Annotated in this window: 17 protein-coding genes; 4 read left to right on the top strand and 13 right to left on the bottom strand. The window is 57.4% G+C overall.

Features of this window, described 5'->3' with window-relative positions:
• Window positions 1–64: 64 nt before the first annotated feature.
• On the bottom strand, window positions 65–2671 hold the full coding sequence (gene leuS / locus ABRP31_RS02005; RefSeq protein ID WP_349972812.1) for a leucine--tRNA ligase: 2607 nt from the start codon (window positions 2669–2671) through the stop codon (window positions 65–67).
• A 315-nt stretch (window positions 2672–2986) separates the two neighbouring features.
• Here leuS and ABRP31_RS02010 point away from each other — a divergent pair, with 315 nt between their 5' ends.
• Both ABRP31_RS02010 and ABRP31_RS02015 read left to right on the top strand, forming a co-directional pair.
• Entirely contained in the window at window positions 2987–3358 is a 372-nt protein-coding gene (locus tag ABRP31_RS02010) for a hypothetical protein (protein WP_349972811.1), read from the top strand.
• 85 nt (window positions 3359–3443) lie between these two features.
• Window positions 3444–4205, top strand: coding sequence for a YdcF family protein (locus ABRP31_RS02015; RefSeq protein WP_087267674.1), 762 nt, complete (start codon window positions 3444–3446; stop codon window positions 4203–4205).
• 89 nt (window positions 4206–4294) lie between these two features.
• Here ABRP31_RS02015 and lnt read toward each other — a convergent pair whose 3' ends face one another.
• The 5 genes from lnt to miaB form a co-directional block, all read right to left on the bottom strand.
• Window positions 4295–5815: an apolipoprotein N-acyltransferase gene (gene lnt / locus ABRP31_RS02020; RefSeq protein ID WP_349972810.1), complete on the bottom strand. Its 1521-nt coding sequence runs from the start codon at window positions 5813–5815 to the stop codon at window positions 4295–4297.
• 25 nt (window positions 5816–5840) lie between these two features.
• The gene (locus tag ABRP31_RS02025) at window positions 5841–6683 is read right to left on the bottom strand and encodes an HlyC/CorC family transporter (RefSeq protein ID WP_087267680.1); all 843 of its coding nucleotides are present in this window, start codon (window positions 6681–6683) and stop codon (window positions 5841–5843) included.
• Between the two features lie 5 nt (window positions 6684–6688).
• The gene (gene ybeY, locus ABRP31_RS02030) at window positions 6689–7189 is read right to left on the bottom strand and encodes an rRNA maturation RNase YbeY (RefSeq protein WP_087267682.1); all 501 of its coding nucleotides are present in this window, start codon (window positions 7187–7189) and stop codon (window positions 6689–6691) included.
• On the bottom strand, window positions 7182–8204 hold the full coding sequence (locus tag ABRP31_RS02035) for a PhoH family protein (RefSeq protein WP_087267684.1): 1023 nt from the start codon (window positions 8202–8204) through the stop codon (window positions 7182–7184). Before ABRP31_RS02035 ends, ybeY begins: the two co-directional genes overlap by 8 nt.
• 218 nt (window positions 8205–8422) lie before the next feature.
• A complete protein-coding gene (miaB, locus tag ABRP31_RS02040) occupies window positions 8423–9751 on the bottom strand; it encodes a tRNA (N6-isopentenyl adenosine(37)-C2)-methylthiotransferase MiaB (RefSeq protein WP_349972809.1) in 1329 nt (442 codons plus the stop codon).
• A 132-nt stretch (window positions 9752–9883) separates the two neighbouring features.
• Here miaB and ABRP31_RS02045 point away from each other — a divergent pair, with 132 nt between their 5' ends.
• Window positions 9884–10210: a DUF1820 family protein gene (locus ABRP31_RS02045; RefSeq protein WP_087267690.1), complete on the top strand. Its 327-nt coding sequence runs from the start codon at window positions 9884–9886 to the stop codon at window positions 10208–10210.
• A 19-nt stretch (window positions 10211–10229) separates the two neighbouring features.
• On the opposite strand, the gene ABRP31_RS02050 is transcribed toward ABRP31_RS02045, so the two are convergent.
• The 7 genes from ABRP31_RS02050 to ABRP31_RS02080 form a co-directional block, all read right to left on the bottom strand.
• Entirely contained in the window at window positions 10230–11369 is a 1140-nt protein-coding gene (locus tag ABRP31_RS02050; RefSeq protein ID WP_349972808.1) for a hypothetical protein, read from the bottom strand.
• A 1-nt stretch (window position 11370) separates the two neighbouring features.
• The gene (locus ABRP31_RS02055; protein WP_349972807.1) at window positions 11371–12501 is read right to left on the bottom strand and encodes a hypothetical protein; all 1131 of its coding nucleotides are present in this window, start codon (window positions 12499–12501) and stop codon (window positions 11371–11373) included.
• Window position 12502: 1 nt separating this feature from the next.
• Window positions 12503–16021, bottom strand: coding sequence for a toxin VasX (locus ABRP31_RS02060; RefSeq protein ID WP_349972806.1), 3519 nt, complete (start codon window positions 16019–16021; stop codon window positions 12503–12505).
• Between the two features lie 222 nt (window positions 16022–16243).
• Window positions 16244–16792, bottom strand: coding sequence for a tetratricopeptide repeat protein (locus tag ABRP31_RS02065; protein WP_087267696.1), 549 nt, complete (start codon window positions 16790–16792; stop codon window positions 16244–16246).
• A gap of 243 nt (window positions 16793–17035) precedes the next feature.
• Window positions 17036–18319 carry a glutamate-1-semialdehyde 2,1-aminomutase gene (hemL, locus tag ABRP31_RS02070; RefSeq protein ID WP_349972805.1) on the bottom strand — a complete coding sequence of 428 codons (1284 nt, stop codon included), beginning with the start codon at window positions 18317–18319 and terminating at the stop codon, window positions 17036–17038.
• A 40-nt stretch (window positions 18320–18359) separates the two neighbouring features.
• Window positions 18360–18986, bottom strand: coding sequence for a thiamine phosphate synthase (gene thiE / locus ABRP31_RS02075; RefSeq protein WP_349972804.1), 627 nt, complete (start codon window positions 18984–18986; stop codon window positions 18360–18362).
• A gap of 23 nt (window positions 18987–19009) precedes the next feature.
• On the bottom strand, window positions 19010–19807 hold the full coding sequence (locus ABRP31_RS02080) for a hydroxymethylpyrimidine/phosphomethylpyrimidine kinase (RefSeq protein WP_087267861.1): 798 nt from the start codon (window positions 19805–19807) through the stop codon (window positions 19010–19012).
• A gap of 396 nt (window positions 19808–20203) precedes the next feature.
• Between ABRP31_RS02080 and ABRP31_RS02085 the strand changes: the two genes are divergently transcribed.
• The gene (locus ABRP31_RS02085; protein WP_349972803.1) at window positions 20204–22168 is read left to right on the top strand and encodes a 7TM diverse intracellular signaling domain-containing protein; all 1965 of its coding nucleotides are present in this window, start codon (window positions 20204–20206) and stop codon (window positions 22166–22168) included.
• Window positions 22169–22251: the final 83 nt, after the last annotated feature.

The raw sequence follows: 22251 nt of genomic DNA on the forward strand, positions 1-22251 counted from the left end.
GGGTCGACTGTGCGAGCCCACGAAATATGTTCAGCGCCCGATTATGGTCGAGCGCTCGATCCCATCAGCTTGCGACGATATTGACCAGTTTGCCGGGCACTACGATGACTTTGCGGATGGTCAGGCCATCGACAAAGCGCAGTACGTTATCGTTGGCTCGGGCAGCTGCTTCGACTTCTTCACGGGTTGCGCTGGCAGGCATTTCGATCTGGCCGCGCAACTTGCCGTTAACCTGGATAACCAGTTGCAGGCTGTCTTGAACCAACGCAGTTTGATCCAGAACCGGCCAGCCAGCGTCAATCACAGGCGTGTTGTGGCCCAACTGGCTCCACAGCTCGTGGCTGATGTGCGGGGTGATCGGTGCCAGCAGCAGGGCAACTGTTTCAAGGCCTTCCTGAATCAGTGCGCGATCCTGAGTTGAAGCCTGTGGCGCTTTTTCCAGTACGTTCATCAGCGTCATCACCTGGGCGATGGCGGTGTTGAATTTGTGGTGTTGACCCACGTCCTGGCTCGCCTGCTTGATTGCCTGGTGAATGGCGCGACGAATCACTTTCTGTCCGTCGTCGAGCGAGGCGATGTCCAGCGCTGCTGGCAGCCCCTGAGTCACGTGGCTCTGCGCCAGGCGCCAGACGCGGCGCAGGAAGCGATGTGAGCCTTCAACGCCGGAATCGGACCATTCCAGGCTCATGTCAGGTGGCGAGGCGAACATCATGAACAGGCGGCAGGTGTCCGCACCGTACTGATCGATCATCGATTGAGGATCGACGCCGTTATTCTTGGACTTGGCCATTTTCTCGGTGCCACCAATCTCGACGGGCAGGCCGTCACTGATCAGTTTGGCGCCGATGATCTTGGCCTTGCTGTCGCGTTCGAGCTCGACGTCAGCCGGGTTGAACCAAGTCTTGCTGCCGTTGGCTTCAAGGCGATAGTAGGTTTCAGCGATCACCATGCCTTGCGTCAGCAGGTTTTTGAACGGTTCGTTCGAAGTCACCAAGCCTTCGTCGCGCATCAGCTTATGGAAGAAGCGCGCATACAGAAGGTGAAGGATTGCGTGTTCGATACCGCCAATGTACTGATCAACCGGCAGCCAGTGGTTGGCAGCGGCAGGATCGACCATGCCACCTTCGTAGTGAGGCGAGGCATAACGAGCGTAGTACCACGAGGACTCCACGAAGGTGTCCATGGTGTCTGTTTCACGCTTGGCCGGTGCTCCACATTTAGGGCAGCTGCACTCGTAGAATTCAGGCATGCGCGCCAATGGCGAACCAGCGCCGTCTGGTACGACGTCTTCAGGCAGTACAACCGGCAACTGATCTTCAGGGACCGGTACGTCGCCGCAGGTGTCGCAATGCACGATCGGGATCGGGCAGCCCCAGTAACGCTGACGGCTGATGCCCCAGTCGCGCAGGCGAAATTGGGTACGTGACTGACCGAGAGTCTTCTTGGTCAGTGCTGCTTCCATCGCGTCGAATGCCGCAGTGAAATCCAGGCCATCGAACTCGCCGGAGTTGATCAGCGTGCCGTGCTCGCCGTAAGCCGCCTGCCACGGGGCAGGTGTTTCGTCGCCAGCGCTGGTACGAACGACGGCCTTGATTGGCAAGTCGTATTTGGAGGCAAACTCGAAGTCACGCTCGTCGTGCGCAGGGACTGCCATTACAGCGCCGTCGCCGTAATGCATCAGCACGTAGTTGGCGACCCAGACTGGCAGCTTTTCACCGGTCAGCGGGTGCTCGACGAACAGCGAGGTCGGCAGACCTTTCTTTTCCTGAGTAGCGACGTCTGCTTCGGCGACGCTGCCACTTTTGCATTCGTTGATGAACGCTTGCAGCGCAGGATCGTTTTGCGCGGCCAGGGTAGCCAGCGGGTGCTCAGCGGCCACTGCGACGTAGGTCGCGCCCATCAAGGTGTCCGGACGGGTCGTGAAGACTTTTAGCGCACCGGCTTCGCCAATGGAAGCCTGGTCGTACGGGAACTGGACTTCCATGCCACGGGATTTGCCAATCCAGTTGCGTTGCATGGTTTTGACCTGCTCGGGCCAGCCCGGCAGCTCGTCGAGACTCTCCAGCAGCTCATCCGCGTAAGCGGTGATCTTGAAGTAGTACATCGGTATTTCGCGTTTTTCGATGATCGCGCCCGAGCGCCAGCCGCGCCCGTCAATGACCTGTTCGTTGGCCAGAACGGTTTGATCAACCGGGTCCCAGTTCACCGTGCCGTTCTTGCGGTAGATCACGCCTTTTTCGAACAGGCGTGTGAACAGCCACTGCTCCCAACGGTAATAGTCAGGCTTGCAGGTGGTGACTTCGCGGGACCAGTCGATCGCCAGACCGAGGCTTTTCAGCTGGGTCTTCATATAGGCGATGTTTTCGTAGGTCCACTTGGCAGGCGCGACGTTGTTTTTCATCGCGGCGTTTTCTGCCGGCATGCCGAAAGCGTCCCAGCCCATTGGCTGCAGCACGTTTTTACCTTGCATGCGCTGGTAACGAGCGATCACGTCACCGATCGTGTAGTTGCGCACGTGCCCCATGTGTAGCTTGCCGCTAGGGTAAGGAAACATCGATAGGCAATAGAAAGTGTCCTTGCCTGGCTGTTCACTGACTTCAAAAGACTTTTGCTCGTCCCAGAAAGTTTGGGCGGCGGCTTCGATTTCGCGGGGCTGATAGAGTTCGTGCATGGCTACTTTTTACTAAAGATTGGTGACCCTTGACCTCTTCGTTGCATCGCCGATTCAGGTCGGCACCGCTGCCGGGCAATGGAAACTGCCTGTGCGGTGCTTTCAAGCTCGAGCGAGCGGAAGTGGAATTACAGGAAGCGCCGTAGCATACATGAGCGCCGACTATCGAGGGAAACGCTGATTGCGTGGCTGATCGCTCGATAGCGCCTGCTCATCGGCATGCGGCCGCCGTTTGTCGCTGCAATGCACCGGTTTTGACAGCGGCGCTAAGCTCAATGACGAGGGTATGTTTTATCTTCGATGAGGTGAGAGGGGATGACAGAGCTGCAGCACATAGCGACAACTCATGAACTGTATGAACGGTTGATTAATCGGCTTGGTCTTGCTCTGGAAACGGCAGATATTGCAGTGCGACTTCGCGACGAGTGGCCTGAAGAGCTGGAGCTCCGCGGCTTGAGTCGTGCCGAGTTCGATTTGATTGAAGCCTACTTGAACAGTGATGCCGTTGCGGCAGGTGGTGAAGTGAACCTTGACGTAAAAAGCAGTTTCATCGTTTTGCGAGAACCCGCCGAGTCGGTATCGATACCGTCGCATTCAGCCAAGGTTATCTGGCTGGAGGATAAAAGGCGTGCCATGACATTGGCAAAATTGAACCGTCACAGCTCGAGCAATTTTTTCAGGCGTTAATCTTCGTGGGCTACGGGCCTGCATCATAAGCATTGTTGCTTAGCGTCAATCCTTCTAGGCTTCGGGCATCTTCTGGAGATGCCCAATGCCTGTCCGATACCTGCTTAAATCGCTGTTACTGCCGCCCGGCATTTTCTTCGTTCTGTTCCTGTTGGCTTTTTACCTGCGCCGCTCCCGGCCGAAGCTGGCTGTGGCGTGCTTTACAGTAGCTCTGGGCGGTCTGTGGTTGATGAGTTTGCCGGTCGTTGTCGAAACCGCCGCCCGTAGCATCGAGCAGATTGCGCCCTTGTCGCGCAGTGAATGGGCAACCTTGGCGCAACGGGCTGACGCGATTGTGGTGCTGGGATCGGGGCGCGAACGTAATGACCCAAGTTGGGGGGCTGATATCCCGACAGGCGTCGCCCTTGAGCGTATGCGCTATGCGGCCAGGCTGGCCAAGGCTTCAGGCCTTCCCATTCTGACAACGGGTGGCTTGCACTATGGCGAACCGCCTAGCGAAGCGGCAATTATGGCGGAGTCTCTGGAAAACGATTTTGGCGTGCAGGTGCGCTGGCAGGAGGGCTTGAGCCGTACGACCTGGGAAAACGCGACGATGACGGCTGCCGTCTTGCAGCCATTGGGTATCAAGCGGGTTGTGATCGTGACCCAGGCATGGCACATGCCGCGCGCTCAGTGGAGCTTTGAAAAAGCCGGTTTCACAGTGGTCAGCGCACCCGTTGGCTTTTTAAGTGCCGACAACGCTCGCGTGTTCGGTGGCTGGTTACCGGAGAGTCGAGCGATCTGGCAGAGCGGACAGTTGCTTAATGAGGCCGCGGGGTTGTTGGTTTACCCGTGGGTTTATCCCTAAAACGAACCTTGTAGGAGCTGCCGAAGGCTGCGATAGCGGTGTATCAGGGAGATCGCTATCGCAGCCTTCGGCAGCTCCTACAGATTTCGTTACACCGTCTTGGAAATCCGGCTCGCCACCAATGCCCAGCCGATCAGCAGCGCACAGACAATCGCCAGTGGCCATGAGCGCCAGCGCAGGTAGGGTGTCAACTCCTGCATGGGCACGACTTCGCCATACATCACACCGCGTTCGAATTGCGGGATCTGCGTAGTGATCTTGCCGAACGGGTCGATCAGCGCCGTTACGCCATTGTTGGTAGCGCGGATCATCCAGCGACCGGCTTCCAGTGCCCGCATCTGCGCCATTTGCAGGTGTTGAAGCGGGCCGATGGAGGTGCCGAACCAAGTGTCGTTACTCACCGTCAGCAGCAATTGGCTTTGCGCTGAAAGCCCGGCGGCGAATTCCGGATACACCACTTCATAGCAAATGAATGGTGCAATTTGATATCCCTTGGCTTGCAACATTGCCTGATCGCTGGGGCCGCGGGCGAAGTCGGACATCGGCAGGTCAAAGAACGCAATCAGGCCACGCAGCAGATCCTGTAACGGAACGTACTCGCCAAAGGGCACCAGCTTCTGCTTCATGTAGGTGCCTTGACCCTCACCGACCACAGTGATTGCGTTGTAGTAGCTATAGCTGCCGCGATCATTGGGCTCACGCAGCGGAACGCCGGTAATCAGCGCCGAACCGCGTTCTGTCGCGAACTGCCCGATCATCTTCAGGTAACCCTCGGCAGAACTTTTGAGTACCGGCACGGCCGTTTCCGGCCAGATGATCAAATCGGCCTGCTGGGATCGGAAGGTCATGTCGCGATAGAGCGCCAATTGCGCATTAAGCTGCTCGGGGTCCCACTTCATGTGCTGTTCAATGTTGCCTTGAATGGCAGCAACTTTCAGCGGTGCGCCAGCAGGCGATGTCCAGGCATGGTTTTTCAGTGCGAGCGCGGTAATCCATGGGGCGACCAGCAATACCACGCCAATCGCCAGAAAGGACTTGCGTGCCCGCAATCGTGAAAGGTTGCACAGCAGCGCAGCGGTTAATGCCAGTGCGAAGGACACCAGCCACATCCCGCCAAGCGGCGCGAGGCCAGCAAGTGGGCCGTCAAGCTGACTATAACCGGAGTAGAGCCACGGGAAACCGGTGAGGAACCAGCCGCGAAACGCCTCCTGAACCAGCCACAAGGCAGCGAAAGCCAGTGCGTCAGCCAATGGCGCTTCATTGCGGCGGATCCAGCGTGCCCAGAGCCAGGCGGGCAGGGCAAAGAACCAGGCGATGCAGGCAATGAACAACAGCATCAGGAACCCGGCGAGCAGAACCGAAGCACCGCCGAAGTTGTGGATACTGACGTAGATCCAGCTGGTGCCAGCGCCGAACAGACCAAAGCCGAAGCACCAGCCCCGACCCAGCGCCTGGCGCGGGCTCAGATGACGTAAGCCGAGATAAAACAGGGCCAGCGCCACCAGAGCCAGCGGCCAGATGTCATAGGGTGCCAGAGCAAGGGTGGTAAGCGCGCCAGCCACCACGGCCAGCAAGTTACCGGGCCAGCCGGGGTGGGTGATCCAGCGCATCTACATTCCTTAAAGCGGGGAAGCGTTACGTGCGGTTGATAGGGCTCAAACGCAGCAAGTGAATCCGACGGCTGTCAGCGTTGAGAATTCGGAAACGGTACGCGCCGATTACGGTGATTTCATTACGCTTGGGCAGGTGGCCGAAAGCGCTCATCACCAAGCCACCAACGGTGTCGAATTCATCATCAGAGAACTCGCTGTCGAAAAACTCGTTAAAGCTTTCGATGGGCGTGAGCGCCTTGACCAGGAAGTCACCGCTAGGCAGCGGTTTGATGTAGCTGTCTTCCTCGACATCGTGCTCGTCCTCGATATCGCCGACGATCTGTTCCAACACGTCTTCAATAGTGACCAGACCGGCCACACCGCCGTATTCGTCGATGACGATGGCCATGTGATTGTGGTTGGCGCGGAATTCACGCAGCAGTACGTTCAGGCGCTTGGATTCCGGAACAAACGTGGCGGGGCGCAACAAGTTTTTGATATCGCCTTCGCCGCCGTTTTCCTTGAGGATCAACGGGAGCAGGTCTTTGGCGAGCAGCACGCCGAGCACGTCGTCGTGGCTTTCGCCAATGACGGGATAACGGGAGTGCGCCGCGTCGATGACGGCGGGCAGGAATTCGCGTGGCGTCTGGCTGGCCTTGATGCTGATCATCTGCGAGCGCGGGACCATGATGTCCCGAACTTGCAGGTCAGCCACTTGAATGGCGCCTTCGACGATAGCCAGCGCTTCGCTGTCCAGCAGCTTGTTCTGGTGGGCTTCACGCAGAAGCTCAAGTAGCTCCTGGCGGTTTTTCGGCTCATGGGCAAAAGCCTGGGTGAGCTTACCCAGCCATGACTTTTGCCCGTTGCTCGATCGATCTTCGCTCATAGCCCTTACTCGTTGTCCTTGCTTGGTGTTGCTGAATGTGGAGGTTCGTCGTGTTCGTCGTCAGCATAAGGATCGGGATAGCCCAACTCCTCAAGCAACGTTCGTTCCAGCGCTTCCATTTCCTCGGCTTCTTCATCGTCGATGTGGTCGTAACCCAACAGATGCAGACAACCGTGAATGACCATGTGCGCCCAATGCGCATCCGCAGCCTTGCCTTGTTCCGTCGCCTCACGGGCAATCACCGGGGCACAGATGACCAGGTCGCCGAGCAGCGGAATATCCAGCATGTCGTCGGGCACGTCAGCCGGGAACGACAGTACGTTAGTCGCGTAATCTTTGTGCCGCCAAGTGTGATTAAGCTCACGGCCTTCGGTTTCATCCACCAGCCGGATGGTCAGCTCGGAGTCAGCGCTGCGCTGACGCAGGCCCATTTCGCACCAAAGGCGGAACTGGGCTTCGCTTGGGACACTTGCTTCACTTGCCAGTTGCAGGTCCAGCTCAAGCATCGCGGCGGTATTCCCGAGAGGAATTGGTCGTGGCTTGTGGCGCATCGCTGTTGCGGTCTTCGAAGCGCTCGTAGGCTTCGACGATGCGTTGTACCAGCGGGTGACGAACCACGTCCTTGGGCTTGAAGTGCGTGAAGCTGATGCCCGGCACGTCCTTGAGCACGTCGATGACATGGGTCAGACCCGACTTGGTGCCTTTTGGCAGGTCGACCTGAGTGATGTCACCGGTGATCACGGCGGTAGAGCCAAAGCCGATACGGGTCAGGAACATCTTCATCTGCTCGACTGTGGTGTTCTGGCTTTCGTCGAGAATAATGAAGCTGTTATTGAGCGTGCGGCCGCGCATGTAAGCCAGCGGTGCAACTTCAATAACCTGCTTTTCAATCAGTTTGGCGACGTATTCGAAGCCCAGCATTTCGTACAGCGCGTCATAAAGCGGACGCAGGTACGGGTCGATTTTCTGTGCCAGATCACCGGGCAGGAAGCCAAGCTTTTCACCTGCTTCAACGGCCGGTCGCACCAACAGGATACGTCGGATCTGTTCGCGCTCAAGCGCGTCCACAGCACAGGCCACGGCAAGATAGGTCTTGCCGGTACCGGCCGGGCCGATGCCGAAGTTGATGTCGTTGCCAAGGATTTCTTTGACGTAGCGCTGCTGATTCAAGCCGCGTGGGCGAATCATGCCTTTTTTGGTACGCAGGGCCACGCCTGGGTCGGCAGCCGGATGATTATCCAGCTCTTGCTCGCCGGATTCCTGCAGGAACAGGTGAACCATGTCCGGCGACAGTTCGGAGCTTTTGGCTTCCCGATACAGGCGGCGCAACAGGTTTTCGGCTGAGGTGGTTTGAGTGGGATCGCCAATCAGCTCGAACTGATTTCCGCGGTTACGGATCTCGATGTTCAGGCGCTGCTCGATGAGACGCAGATTCTCGTCGAGTTGGCCGCAGAGATTTGCGAAGCGATAGGCCTCGAAGGGTTCGAGGGTAAAACGATGTGGTTCGACTTGTACGTTCAAGGTCGTTTTTAGCCGCCCTGGGGCAATTAAGGTGAAACGAAGGATAAACCCTGTGACCTGTGGGCGAAAGCTCTGACTTGATAAAGGTTGTGGGTAAATCGATGCAGCAATGAAATCCCGGTAGGAGCGAACTTGTTCGCGAGGCGTCATCTGCTGCTACACAGGCCCCATGCCTCGCCAACAAGTTGGCTCCTACCGGCCCTGCGTGCCCGGCGCTGTCAGTTCAGCAACGACCCGCGCAGCGAGTGCGGCTGGGCGTCGTCGATATGCACGTCAGCGAATTGGCCGATCAGCTTGGGGTTATCGCAACGGAAATTGACGATCCGGTTGTTCTCGGTGCGGCCCTGCAGTTCACCAGGATCTTTTTTCGAGTAGTCGGTCACCAGGATGCGCTGGGTGCTGCCGACCATTTGTCGGCTGATCTCGAAGCCTTGTTGATTCAGGCGGTGCTGAAGGGCGGCCAGGCGCTCTTTTTTCAGTGCTTCAGGCGTGTCGTCCTTCAGGTCCGCCGCTGGCGTGCCGGGGCGAGGGCTGTAGATGAAGGAAAACGAGAAGTCGAAGCCGATATCGGCGATGAGCTCCATGGTGTTTTCATGGTCTTTTTCAGTTTCGCCCGGAAAGCCAACGATGAAGTCAGAGCTGATGCTGATACCCGGCACGGCAGCTTTGAGCTTGCGCAGCCGGGACTTGTATTCAAGCGTGGTGTGGTTGCGCTTCATCGCCGCCAGAATACGGTCCGACCCCGACTGAACCGGTAAATGCAGGTGTTTGACCAGCTCCGGTACCTCGGCATGTGCCTGAATCAGGCTGTCGGAGAATTCCAGCGGGTGCGAGGTGGTGTAGCGGATGCGGTCGATACCGTCGACTGATGCCACCACGCGGATCAGGTCGGCAAGGTCGGCAGTGCGGCCGTCGTCAGTGGTGGCACGGTAGCCATTCACGTTCTGACCCAGCAGCGTCACTTCACGCACGCCGTTTTCAGCCAGGTGAATCACCTCTGCCACGACGTCATCAAATGGACGGCTGACCTCTTCGCCACGGGTATAGGGCACCACGCAAAAGGTGCAGTACTTGCTGCAGCCTTCCATGACTGACACATACGCGCTCGGGCCGTCGACACGTGGCTCGGGCAAGTGGTCGAATTTTTCGATTTCCGGGAATGAGACATCGACCTGCGGCAAGCGTGTGAAGCGCGCCGCATCAATCATTTCTGGCAAACGGTGCAGGGTTTGCGGGCCAAACACCACGTCCACGTAGGGCGCACGATCCCGGATGGCCGCGCCTTCCTGGCTGGCGACGCAACCGCCGACAGCGATCACCATCTCCGGGTTGGCCAGTTTCAGCTCACGCCAGCGGCCCAACTGCGAGTAGACCCGGTCCTGAGCGCGTTCGCGGATTGAACAGGTATTGAGCAGGATGACGTCTGCATCTTCCGCACGAGCGGTGACTTCCAGGGCTTGATGTTCGCCCAGCAGATCGACCATGCGCGAGCTGTCGTACTCGTTCATCTGGCAACCGTGGGTTTCGATATAAAGCTTCTTGGCCATGCGTCCGTCATCAGGTGGTTCAAAGAACCGCGCATTATAGTGGCGACGGTCTCTGCTTCCTAGCGTCCTCTACCGAACGGGCATGCTATAGTTCGCGCCCTCTTTTATGCCCCCGATTCTTACCCGCCCTTTATGACCAAACGCGAAGCTCCAATCTACAAAGTGATTTTCCTTAACCAGGGCCAGGTGTTCGAAATGTACGCCAAGCAGATCTATCAAAGTGATCTGTGGGGTTTCCTTGAAGTAGAGGAATTCGTCTTTGGCGAGCGCACGACCGTTGTGGTGGACCCGAGCGAAGAGAAGCTCAAGGCGCAGTTCGAAGGTGTCGTACGCAGCTTTGTGCCGATGCATTCAATTGTGCGCATCGACGAAGTCGAGCGGATCGGCACGCCAAAGATCAGCGAAGCACGCGGCACCAGCAACGTGATGCCGTTTCCGATGCCGATGCCGGATAAGTAAGTCTTCGTCCCTTTGAGCCTCACTTTCCTGCGCTGGACTGCGCCTCGGTAAATCGCGCGACAAGGTTCTGATTGGGCTTTTGCTCCCGGAGAACCTTCACCGCGTGGCTCAAGCGCTGTAATTCCTCACTGGGCTTTGCCCATTGCACTTCTGGCAGCGGCTCGGACCAGCTTTTCATCGTGTCCGGAATGACTGCACGACCGATGCTTTTGATGCGGCGGATTTCCCATTCGGTGAGGTAGTTGGGCAGGGTCCACAGGGTCAGCACGTGGTAGGTGTACCACCAGAAGGGATAAAAGAAGCCAACCTCGCGATTTTTGCGCCGACGCCGCATGCGTTCTCTCGCGTTGTAAAAAGTATGCAGACCTTCGTGAGGCGGATCGCCGGGGTTTTGCAGTTCAAGCGGGTCCTGGATTTCCTTGAGGGTGTGAACCTCATATTCCATGTACGCCCGAATCGCCTCCCAGTTGCACACCGCCAGATCAAACCCGGCACAGAAGAACTCCAGGCTGTAATGCTCGTCGTGAGGCGGATGATAAAAGCCGACGCCCATGGCGTAGCGGATATCCATGCCGTATTGCGTGACCGACTGTGCCTGAATAACCCACGCCGATAGCGATTCCCACGGGACGAAGATAGGCTCGGTATGACCTCGAGGGACAAAGCAGACTTCACGGCGCTGGCGGTTGAAGCGGGTGGGGATGACTTCGTGGTATTTGTTTAGGTGGTGGAAGGTGATGATGAGGTAGAGGCCGAGGCTAAAAGCCGCGGTCCATCCTCCTATTTCTAAACCTTGAGGGATCAGTTCGGCGATGTATGTCGCAGCTAGTTCTGGCCCCCCCCCGTCCATGATGGTGAGCAGCCATATCAAGGCTGGAATGAGTAAGCCAAACCACCATATAGCCCAGAACGGGCCCCCCAATGTCATTTGCCAGCCGAACACTGCCGGTAATCCCACACCAAAATCCAGATAGGTGTCATTGAGGTCGCCAACGGCATGGCCGTAATCCTGAGCGGGCAAGTCAGTGGGCAGTGGCAGCGGAGCCAGATACACGACTTGGCCGGTTGGAAACGTTTCAATCATTCCCGCATGAGGCGCATGATGAATTTGCGGCGGCGCTTCAGGCGCTTGCTTCCCCAGCTCAGTTCTTTCTGCCAAATCAACTACCTCGGGTTTTCTGGACAGACTGCTGTACTTCGCTGAATCGTGATGCGAGGTTCTGGCTGGGTCTTTGTTCGCGTAGGGTTTTGACTGCCTGACTCATGCGCACCAATTCGTCACTGGGCTTTGCCCACTGTTCGGTTGGCAGCGGCTGGGACCAGCTTTGCATCGCTTCAGGTATGGCGGCGCGGCCGATGTTTTTGATGTGGCGGATTTCCCATTCAGTGAGGTGATTGGGCAAGGTCCACAGTGTCAGCACGTGGTACGTGTACCACCAGAAGGGATAAAAGAAGCCAACCTCGCGATTCTTGCGACGCCGCCGCATGCGTTCCCGCGCGTTGTAAAACGTATGCAGCCCTTCATGAGGCGGATCGCCGGGGTTTTGCAGTTCAAGCGGGTCCTGGATTTCCTTGAGGGTGTGAACCTCATATTCCATGTACGCCCGAATCGCCTCCCAGTTGCACACCGCCAGATCAAACCCGGCACAGAAGAACTCCAGGCTGTAATGCTCGTCGTGAGGCGGATGATAAAAGCCGACGCCCATGGCGTAGCGGATATCCATGCCGTATTGCGTGACTGATCGTGCCTGAACGACCCACGCTGACAGCGATTCCCACGGGACGAAAATGGGCTCTGTTTGGCCACGGGGGACGAAGCAGACTTCCCGGCGCTGGCGGTTGAAGCGGGTGGGGACGACTTCTTTGTATTTGAGGAGGTGGTGGAAGGTGATGGTGAGGTACATGGTCAGGGCCACTGCGGCGGCCCAGCCTCCCATTTCTAGGCCCCCTGCAATCAGTTGCAGCGAAAACTCGGTCGCCTGTTCCAATCCCCTTCCTTCTGCCATCGAAAGTAACCAGTCAAGTGCAGGGAAGAATAAGCCAAAAAACCAGATTGCCCAGAAAGGTCCTCCTAGCGTCATTTGCCACCCAAAAACGGCGGGTAACCCTACACCGAAGTCCAGATAAGTGTCGTTTACTTCGCCTACAGCGCCGCCGTAGTCCTGCGCCGGCAGATCGGTGGGTAATGGCAATGGGGCCAAATAAGTCACCTGACCGGTTGGGAACACCTCCAGTAAGCCAGCGCACGGGGCATGATTGATGGGCGGCGGCCCAGCAATGTCTTCTGCCATCTTATTTTTTCACCTCTGGCATGAGGTCGGGATGGATAGCGAAGTACTCGCATTGTTCTCCCGGTGGATCAAGGTCGACCGCCGGGAAGTCGCCGCTTTCGCCAAACACCGGGAAGCAAACCTCATACACGTTGGCTTCGTGTTGCCCCTTCGAAGTGATAGGTCCCAGCTGGATTGAAAGCACGATATCAGTGTGGTTGGGCAGGTCTGAATTGATAAGGCCGCGCACATCCGTCAACTCCACAATCAGGGGGTTGAGCGTCTTGATGTGCAGACGATCCTCCAGTGCTGTGCTCAAGGGGCTCCAGCGTTCTGGCCTGCCCATTCGGCCTTCGACTTTGCGTATCAGTTGATAGCCGCCAATATTGAGCACGGAAGAACTGGCATGACTGCCAAGGGGCTTTGTCAGTTCAGCAGCAAACAGTGTCGGAAAATGCAGCAAGAACCGGCGAGGTGCGTCATCGCTGCACGGTATGATTTGTATACGCGGGGCCTGGTAATGCGCGCGTAGTCCCTTCAAATATTGATCAAGAGGTAAAGAAAGACACAGGTCGGGGTCCTGACCCTGGCCCCATGGCGTGCTCAGCAGCCACCGATCGTGTCGGCTGAGGTTGTTGCGGTTGAAGTACCAACTGCCGGATAGCTCCAGAGCGGTAAACAAGATGCCCGCCAGGTTAAACCGTAAGAACACCGTAGACAGGCGTGTACCGGCTGCTGCCCATGCTGCTATCCGGGATGGGGATTTGCGTGCGGTGGCCAAGACATTTTTGAAGGCCATACCGGTTTGTATTGCGCCATAACTATTGCTCGCCAGAAAACCGCTATTGCCCAGCATGCTGATCACAGCACCATTCTGTGCTTCGCTGTTTCCGTTACGTACGGCTTCTTGCCAGTTGTTGTGGGAGTTGTTGAGACTCATGGCAGCAGCAATCATGCCCGCAAGATAACCGCCAACCCCAAGGGCAATATGCAACTTACCCATATGCACATGAACGCCCAAAAGCTCCGCTTTCTTAAGATTTTTTGCCAACTCAGTCGCATGCGCACCCAGAGCTGTATCCGCGATGCCCTGAGCTGCGCCAAATCCAGCCGCGGCAGTTGCCGCCTGTGCGCTCCGGTAGCCGCTGTGGTTTCGAGAGATTTCAGGTTGAGCCAGTGTTTCCTTCCTCACCACCACCAAATTCAATGCTTGCGCCACAAACACCAATAACCCAGCCCCATCCCCGAGCAGCCCGGCCTTCGGTGCCACCGTCACACCCCGGCGATAACTCTCCAGCACTGATTGAACCTCCCGATGCTGTTGCGCAGGGAACACCAACGCCAACCCCGGCTTGCCGGGGGCCGCGGATTGCAGGTGATTTGAGTCGGTCGGCAGGTCCGCGATGGGGCTCATGGTCTTGGCGAGTTGTTGTTCCAGTTCGGCCAGGGACTGTTGAGTGGTTTGCCGTTGCTCCTTGAACCAATTGGCATCGGAGCCCAGATGCCAGGAACGGTCTGCGGCCCTGCGCTCGCGAGACATGCTGGTCAAGGTGCGCAGACGATCACGATGCTGCTGGACGGCCTTGATGGTCTTGCCAAGATTTTGCAGGTCTTCGGCGCTGGCTACCTGGAACGTCACGTTCTCCCGCCGCGCTGCATCAAGGATTGCAACGCCCGCCGCCTTGGGCAGACTGCGAAACAGGGCATCCATGTCGGGCAACTGGCCCTTGTCCATCTGCTGCAAAAAAACCTGCACCGCCTGCTGAATGCCCATCTGCAACGCTGGAGCCAGTGTGCCCCAGGCAGCCGTGAGGTTGACTTGAGAGGCGGGCGATAGCCGCCGGGTGTCGAGCACCAGGCCTGCACCCCATTGTTTGAGGCGTTCCAGCCATTGCGGTGCGTCCTTGAAAAACAGCCAGCTCGCGTTTGTGAATACAGCAAACTGCACGCCGAGCTCGGTTTGCGCACTCAACGGCGCGGCGTAGAACATTGGGCGGGTCATGGCCGGGTTGTTGTTCAGCCAATCCAGCACTGAGTCAACGGCTTTGTCGCTTCGGCAGATGTCTTTCAGGCAGGCGTATTCGGTGAGCAGGGCGTGATCAACCTGCTCGCTGTCTTCGATGTCGTAATACCAAATGGCCCGATGCAGGCGGTTTTTGATCAGCAGATCGATGCGATCCTGGGTGATCTTTTCCAATAGCTCGTTTAGCGGTTGCAGGATTGCCCGTTGCTTCTTGAGAAAGAGATCCATGCGGGGGCGGTCGATCAAGTCATTGATGCCGCGCTGGCCGAATTTGGCGCCGTAGAGCGCGTCTTTAGTGGGTTTGTCCATCTGGCGATACAGCTTCCAGAGGCTTTTGCGATGCCGGGCGATGAAGGCCGGGCTGGTGCCGACGAAACGTTGTTCGAGTTGATATTGCTGAATGGTACTGGCACGTGCCTCGATGCCGTCATCCATGCTTAGCCGGTCTGGTTTGGCTTTTTCGAGGCGTTCCTGCAGCTCTTCCGGTACGTCGGAATCATTGAAATAGGCCCCCGCTTCCTGACGGTTATCCTGGCTCATCACCTCTCGCAACGTATTGCGGGTCTGGGTGCGCTCAGGCTCGGGCAGGATTTCCAGATCATCAAGCAAGGCTTTGAGCGTCCGGTCCTTTTTAGCGCGTTCGTTCAGATCCTCCTCGTTGATCTGGGTAAGAGACTCGATGTAGCAACCCAGCAAGTAGTCGCGCTCGACCTCGCCCTGCTGGCTCAGGGCCCATTTCTCGATCTGGCCGACCACCTGATCCTGATACTGCGCCAGATCACGCATCACCCCGACGTCATCCCGAACGGCCAGGAACAGAAAATCCCGTTTATGAGCGGTGGTGATCTGGCTGGTGAATTCTTCAATAATCGTCTGGCGATACAGCGGTGTGTGTTCCCAGGCGTAGGGAATCTTCGTCGAGTTATCGTCAGGGTTGTCCGCTCGGCTGCCGCTGCTTTCGGCCAGCCAAAGTGCCATTTTCCGGTCGTTGATCAGGTCCCGGGCATTGCCGCGCTGAATATTTTCGAAGCTGACGCGCTGCATGAAGTATTCGCGCTCGGTAGCGACTTTAATGACCTGAGCACATTTGAACGCCGTCCACTGGACCTCGGAAAAGGAGACGTGCAGCACGCTGCTGCGAGAAAACGCCAGCGCGGGATAAGCCTCGATTACGTCCGGTCGACGATCCTTGGTGATCTGATCGCCCTTGAACAGCAGAGCCGCAACGGAGCCGTCGGCGATGCTGTACTCATGCAAAAAGCCAGTGGCGCTGTCGATGATGTACAGATAGCCATCGCGCAGCAGACGAAACCCCAAGGGCAGGGCTTGCAACGTGTACGGCATGGCGATTTCGACGGACGGGTCGAGGTCTTCTACCAGCCCGTAACGCACCGGCAGCAGTTGCAGGGTCTGGCTCATCAACGGACAAAACCCGCCAGCATCAGGCGCTTCGGCAGGCTGAGCCTTGGCGACCAGATTGGCCATGTGGCCACGCGGCGTTATATGAGGGTGGGTCATGCAGGCTCCTTGCCTTGGGCTGGCGAATCGAGGAGGCCAGGGTCCAGATGGCGGAGCGCGTACGACGTGAGTCCGGCCCTGAGCGAGGGCGGGAGAGTGGCTGATGAGCAGCGGGCGCTCAATGCATGGAAGAGGGTTTGGGAAATGCCTTACAAGAAATGTCGAAAGTTTTTCCGGCGCAACAGGTCGTGCTACCGGTTTTGCTCAAAGCTGGGATGATTTCTAAGGCAGCGGAGCAAACGGCGTACGCCCTTCAGCCGTCTGCAATTCCAGCAAATACTTGCGGAAAATCTGTCCCAGCACCTGAGTGGCGACTTCTAGCTCGTCGCGCTGCATGTGCTCGGAAACTTCGTCGGCGGCGTCCAGTGCGTCTTCGGAACCGTTGACCGAGGCCATCTTCAGCACGATATACGCCTGAATGTTATTGGCCTGAACACCTTCACCCTTGGAGAACATCAGGCCGAGCTGGTATTGCGCCTGCGCGTGCCCCTGCAACGAAGCCTGCTCGAAATAACCGAGTGCTTTGGGCAGGTCGCGTTGCGCGTGTTTACCGTCGTGGTAAAACTCGCCCAACTCGTATTGTGCTTGTGCATCCCCGGACTGCGCCGCTTGCTCACACGCCGAAAGCGCAGCAGGCAGGTTGTCTGGCTGGGTATTGAGGGTGCAACGACCCACCGCTGGGATTAACAACGAGTTGCCGCCTGCATTCGCCAGCAGGGGATGAATAAGCAACAGGCAGCCCAATGCAAGGGTGCGGCCGGTGCGGTTCATGGGAATCGACTTACCTCTGAAAAAGGTGCGGGCGTGCCCGTCCAGCTAAACGTGCTGGCTGCGCATTATGAAATAAGCGAGGCCAACCTTACAAAGTCTTTACTGTTTTTCTGCTGCGCGGGCTTGAAAAGCCCGTGTTTACGGGGTGTATCCCCTGTAGGTGCTGCCGGAGGCTGCGATTGGATGTGATGGGTACACCATGATCGCAGCCTTCGGCAGCCCCTGCAGGGAGTTATTTACGCCTTATTTCAACGCCGCAAACGCTTTTTCGGCCGCATCCAGCGTCAACTTCAACTCTTCTTCGCCATGGGCGATGGAGGTGAAGCCCGCTTCGAATGCACTTGGCGCCAGGTACACGCCGCCTTCGAGCATCAAGTGGAAAAAGCGCTTGAAGCGATCAGCGTTGCTGGTCATCACGTCGTTGAAGGTCACGATTTCTTTGGCTTCGCTGAAGTACAGACCGAACATGCCGCCCGCCTGGGTGGTCACGAATGGAATGCCGGCTGCATCGGCACGTTGTTGCAGGCCTTCGAGCAGGCGACGGGTGAAGTCGCTCAGTTCATCGTGGAAGCCCGGACGGCTGATCAGGCGCAAAGTAGTCAGGCCAGCAGCCATGGCCAATGGGTTGCCGGACAGCGTGCCTGCCTGATAGACCGGGCCAAGCGGGGCGATGTGCGACATGATTTCGCGCTTGCCGCCGAAGCAGCCGACGGGCATGCCGCCACCAATGATTTTGCCGAAGGTGCTCAGGTCTGGCGTTACGCCGTAATAGGCCTGCGCGCCACCGAGGGCTACGCGGAAACCGGTCATGACTTCGTCAAAAATCAGCACCACGCCATGCTCATCGCACAGATCGCGCAGGCCCTGCAGGTAACCCGGCGCAGGCGGTACGCAGTTCATGTTGCCCGCAACTGGTTCAACGATGATGCATGCCACTTCCTGACCCACTTCGGCCAGCAGTTCTTTAACGGCGCCCAGGTCATTGAACGGCACGGTCAGCGTGTGCTTGGCGAATGATGCGGGTACGCCCGGCGAGCTTGGCACGCCGAGGGTCAGCGCGCCGGAGCCCGCTTTGACCAGCAGGCTGTCCGAATGGCCGTGATAGCAGCCTTCGAACTTGATGATGCTGTCGCGGCCGGTAAAACCACGGGCCAGACGGATGGCGCTCATGGTCGCCTCGGTGCCAGAGCTGACCATGCGGACCATTTCCATCGACGGCACGATTGAGCACACCAGGTCGGCCATCTCGGTTTCCATGGCGGTTGGCGCGCCGTAGGACAAACCGTGCTCCAGCTGACTGCGCACGGCATCCAGCACTTCAGGGTGGCTATGGCCGAGGATCATCGGACCCCACGAGCCAACGTAGTCGACATAGCGCTTGTCGTCTTCGTCAGTCACGTACGCACCGACCGCGTGCTTGAAGAACAACGGCGTGCCGCCGACACTTTTGAAGGCGCGTACGGGCGAGTTCACGCCACCGGGAATGTGTTTTTGAGCATTGGCGAACAAGGTTTCAGAACGGGACATGAGCGAGTCTCTTACGTAATCGAAATAGGGCCGGGCGCGGTCAGTTTTTGGCGAGCAAGGCGTTGAAGGCGCGGGCGCGGCGAGTGACTTCCTGGGTATTTTCGGCACCGAACAGGCCGTTTACCACGGCCAGCAGATCGGCACCGTGCTCAACCAGTTGCGGAGCATTTTCCAGGGTGATGCCGCCAATGACAGCAATCGGCATGTTGAAGCGAGCCCGAGCTTGCGCCAGAACGTCCAGCTCGATGGCGGGCGCGTCGGGCTTGGTAGTTGAGTTGAAGAAGCGTCCGAACGCAATGTAAGTCGCGCCGTCGGCTTTGGCTTTTTCGGCCATCTCAAGGCTACCGTGACAGGTCGCGCCGACAATGGCCTTATGGCCTAGCAGTGCACGGGCATCGGTCAGCGAGCCGTCGGTCTGGCCCATGTGCACACCTACATCCAGGCGGGCAGCCAGATCGGCATCGTCGTTGATGATCAGATGGGTCTTGTACTGTTGGCAAAGTTTGAGCAGCGCCGTGGCTTCGCGCAGTCGTTTGGATTCATCGCCAGATTTGTCGCGGTACTGCAGTAAGGTGACGCCGCCATCAAGGGCGGCTTCGACGTAAGACAGGAACTTGCCAGCCAGCAGGCGACTGTCGGTAACGGCATACAAGCCACGTAGTTTCATAGATAGAGCCTCATCACGTGGCGTTACGAACAGAAATCCAGGGGCAGGCGACGGGGAACAAATTGTCCTTTACCTAGCTGTTCAGCATCGCGCAGCGTGCGCCAAGTGTAGTCGAGCGCGGTCTGCACGGCGCTGATCAGGTTTTCACCTTGAGCCAATCGCCCCGCCAGGGCACTGGCCAGCGTGCAGCCGGATCCGTGATAACTGCCGGGCAGACGCTGGCAGATAAAGGTGAGTGTTTCGCCGCCACGGATATACAAGCGGTTGTGGACTTCCACTTCGTCGCCATGGCCGCCGGTGATCAACAGATGCTCGCAAAAAGGCAGCAGCTTTTCGGCGCATTCGTCAGCCGTCCCTTCCGGCAGTTCTGCGAGAATTCGGGCTTCCGGTAAATTAGGCGTAGCAATGGTTGCCAGCGGCAGCAAGCGCTCACGCATGGCATACCCGACTTCGTCTTTGCCCAGCCGTCCACCGCCGCCCGCGCGTAAAACCGGGTCGCAGACCATTGGCAGGTGCGGATTCGCTTCAAGCAGCCCCACAACGGTATCAACCATTTCCAGCGAGCCAAGCATGCCCAGCTTCACTGCGGCGACAGTCGAGTCGTTGAGTACAGCATTGGCTTGCGCCAGCACCCATTCGCGATCCAGCACCCTGAAGTCAGTGACATTCACGGTGTCTTGGACGGTCAAGGCAGTGATTGCCGGGGCCGCGTGGCAACCCTGAGCGAGCAGCGCTTCGATATCTGCCTGCAGACCGGCACCACCACTTGGATCGTGGCCGGAGAGGCAGAGGACAACAGGGCGGGAGCTATAGATATTCATGGTGCGCGAGCTTACCACTAAACTTTTTTTGGCACCGCTCAGCGGACTCGGAATTTTCATACAGCCAATAGAGACTCAGAGCCGATATTCAGCGCATGAATTTACTTCGTAAACGCACCATCCGGCTGTAAGTGCCGGAATAGAGCCTTCTGCAGGTTTCCAGAAAATAGTGCATAAGACCTTTAGGCAGCTATGCTTTAACGCGTTGGCATGAAATAGTGATGGCACGAACCCGGTACCGCTGTGTGAAGTGAGCAGGCCTGCGTAATCAGGTCCACATTGAGATAGTTGCTTCAGGCTGTCTGAAGCTACTCTAAAAAAATCAGGAATCGCAGAAAGCGTCGCTCCAATGGAAGGGGGCCAGCGACGTCAACTGACGGATCTATCCGGGGCTTTATGCGCTATTTGTTGATCATGCTGGTCGCCTTGTTGTCGCAGCTAGCCAGTGCCGTCGAATTCGATGAGAGCACTCGCAGTCTGGCGTTAGGCCGAGCAGTTCAGGTGTTTGAAGATGTCAGCGGCGAAGCGACCATCAGTGATGTCAGCTCTGCGGCGATGTCAGAGAGTTTTCGAACCCTCGACAGCGACACCCTCAACGCTGGCTTTTCCAACTCTGCCTTCTGGCTCAGGGTTGATTTGCGCTATATGCCCAGAGACGTAACCGCCCATCGTGACTGGATGGTTGAGCTCGCCTATCCGCCCATGGATTACGTGGACTTTTTCCTGCCCGATGCGATCGGTACCCAGCACCTCGCCTGGCAGACCGGGGATATGCTGCCGTTCTCCAGTCGGCAGATCAAACAGGCCAATTACCTGTTTGAGGTCAGCCTGGAGCCCGGGCAAAGCAAAACCATTTACTTGCGTGTAAAAAGTGCCGGTTCGATTCAGGTCCCGCTGAGCCTTTGGGACAGCAGTGCGTATCTGGAAGAGCAACCGCCTCGCATGTATGTGCTGGGTGTGCTGTACGGCGTGCTTCTGGTGATGCTGATCTACAACCTGTGCATCTATCTGGGTGTGCGTGACGTCAGTTACCTCTACTACGTGCTCTACATCGCTCCCCTTGGGCTTTATCAACTGGCGCTTAACGGCATTGGTGTCGAATTTCTTTGGCCGGAAAGTCCCTGGCTGGCCAATGTCGCGCCGTTGTTCCTGCTGATGATGTCGGTCCTGTTTGCTTGTCAGTTCGCCCGTTCTTTCCTGCAAACCAGGAAAATCGGGCTTTGGCTCGATCATTCGCTGGTGCTGGTAATGGCCGCAGCAGGCGTGGTGATGCTGTTGAGCTTGTCACCTAATCTAAACCTGGCGTTCCGTCTGTACGGCGGGTTGATGCTGATATTTACCTCGATGATCTTCATCGCTGGCATCGCTGCGATGTGTCATGGGGTGCGCGAAGCTCGTTACTTTGTTCTCGCCTGGACGGCATTCTTGCTGGGCAGTGTGATTCACGTCGGTATGCTGGCGGGCTATCTGCCGCACACTTTCCTCACCATGTACGCCAATCAGATTGGTTCGGCCATGGAAGCTGCTCTGGTTTCCATGGCTTTGGCTGTGCGGATCAACCAAAGCCGCGAAGAGCATGCGCAGATCATGCGCGAGGCTCGAGAAAACCTGGAGCGTGCCAATCAGCAACTGGCAGCAAGCAACCGGCTCAAGGATGAGTTCCTTGCCTCGCTCACTCATGAGCTACGGACCCCAATGAATGGTGTGATCGGCTCGTTGGAGTTGATGCAAACCGTGGAACTGAATCCCGAGCTTGCTTCGTACCATCAGACCGCTGCCAGTTCTGCGCAGGACATGATGGGCATGGTGAACGGGATTTTGACCCTGACTGAGCTGCAAGCAGGGCGTTTGCATGTGGTTCCTGAGCCGTTCGATTTACGCTGCCTCATTTATGGGCTCAAGAGTCAGTTCAACGGCGCCGCGCAGAGCAAAGGGCTCAGATTTCTGGTTGAGTGGAACGAGCCGCTGCGAACCGATCTGATCGGGGATGCCTACAAGTTACGCCAGTGCCTGGAGTGCCTGCTGGAAAACGCTATCAAGTTCACCCTGTCCGGCTCGGTCCGAATTCGCGTTCAGGAGCAGGCTCAAGGCGAAGGCCAGGTGCAACTGTTGATTGAGGTGATCGATAGCGGCATTGGCTTTAAGAGACTGGATGAGTCGACGCTCTATCAACACTTCTTTCAGGTGGACGGTTCATTAACTCGCCAGTACGGCGGGCTGGGTATCGGGCTGGCGATCTGTCGGCAACTGATCGAGTTGCACGGTGGACGACTTAGCCATAGTTCTGCGCCGGGCGAGGGCAGTTGTTTTGCGCTCAAAGTGACGCTTGGATGTGCGGCGCAGACTCCCTCGCTCGCATAAGGGCCTATAAAACTACGCTGCAGTAGTTGAGCAACCAAGGCAAAAGCGCCGTCAATTCGTCATGTATGGCACTTTTTAAAGCG

Origin of the sequence: Pseudomonas caspiana, from assembly GCF_040224095.2 — a bacterium.
Taxonomy (GTDB): domain Bacteria; phylum Pseudomonadota; class Gammaproteobacteria; order Pseudomonadales; family Pseudomonadaceae; genus Aquipseudomonas; species Aquipseudomonas caspiana.

What these genes read in the sequence shown, in the direction of transcription:
- hemL (WP_349972805.1), bottom strand. Translation starts at nt 18,319, where the DNA reads ATGTCCCGTTCTGAAACCTTGTTCGCCAATGCTCAAAAACACATTCCC.
- lnt (WP_349972810.1), bottom strand. Translation starts at nt 5,815, where the DNA reads ATGCGCTGGATCACCCACCCCGGCTGGCCCGGTAACTTGCTGGCCGTG.
- ABRP31_RS02010 (WP_349972811.1), top strand. Translation starts at nt 2,987, where the DNA reads ATGACAGAGCTGCAGCACATAGCGACAACTCATGAACTGTATGAACGG.
- ABRP31_RS02015 (WP_087267674.1), top strand. Translation starts at nt 3,444, where the DNA reads ATGCCTGTCCGATACCTGCTTAAATCGCTGTTACTGCCGCCCGGCATT.
- ABRP31_RS02045 (WP_087267690.1), top strand. Translation starts at nt 9,884, where the DNA reads ATGACCAAACGCGAAGCTCCAATCTACAAAGTGATTTTCCTTAACCAG.
- ABRP31_RS02065 (WP_087267696.1), bottom strand. Translation starts at nt 16,792, where the DNA reads ATGAACCGCACCGGCCGCACCCTTGCATTGGGCTGCCTGTTGCTTATT.
- ABRP31_RS02060 (WP_349972806.1), bottom strand. Translation starts at nt 16,021, where the DNA reads ATGACCCACCCTCATATAACGCCGCGTGGCCACATGGCCAATCTGGTC.
- leuS (WP_349972812.1), bottom strand. Translation starts at nt 2,671, where the DNA reads ATGCACGAACTCTATCAGCCCCGCGAAATCGAAGCCGCCGCCCAAACT.
- ybeY (WP_087267682.1), bottom strand. Translation starts at nt 7,189, where the DNA reads ATGCTTGAGCTGGACCTGCAACTGGCAAGTGAAGCAAGTGTCCCAAGC.
- ABRP31_RS02080 (WP_087267861.1), bottom strand. Translation starts at nt 19,807, where the DNA reads ATGAATATCTATAGCTCCCGCCCTGTTGTCCTCTGCCTCTCCGGCCAC.
- miaB (WP_349972809.1), bottom strand. Translation starts at nt 9,751, where the DNA reads ATGGCCAAGAAGCTTTATATCGAAACCCACGGTTGCCAGATGAACGAG.
- ABRP31_RS02085 (WP_349972803.1), top strand. Translation starts at nt 20,204, where the DNA reads ATGCGCTATTTGTTGATCATGCTGGTCGCCTTGTTGTCGCAGCTAGCC.
- ABRP31_RS02055 (WP_349972807.1), bottom strand. Translation starts at nt 12,501, where the DNA reads ATGGCAGAAGACATTGCTGGGCCGCCGCCCATCAATCATGCCCCGTGC.
- ABRP31_RS02025 (WP_087267680.1), bottom strand. Translation starts at nt 6,683, where the DNA reads ATGAGCGAAGATCGATCGAGCAACGGGCAAAAGTCATGGCTGGGTAAG.
- thiE (WP_349972804.1), bottom strand. Translation starts at nt 18,986, where the DNA reads ATGAAACTACGTGGCTTGTATGCCGTTACCGACAGTCGCCTGCTGGCT.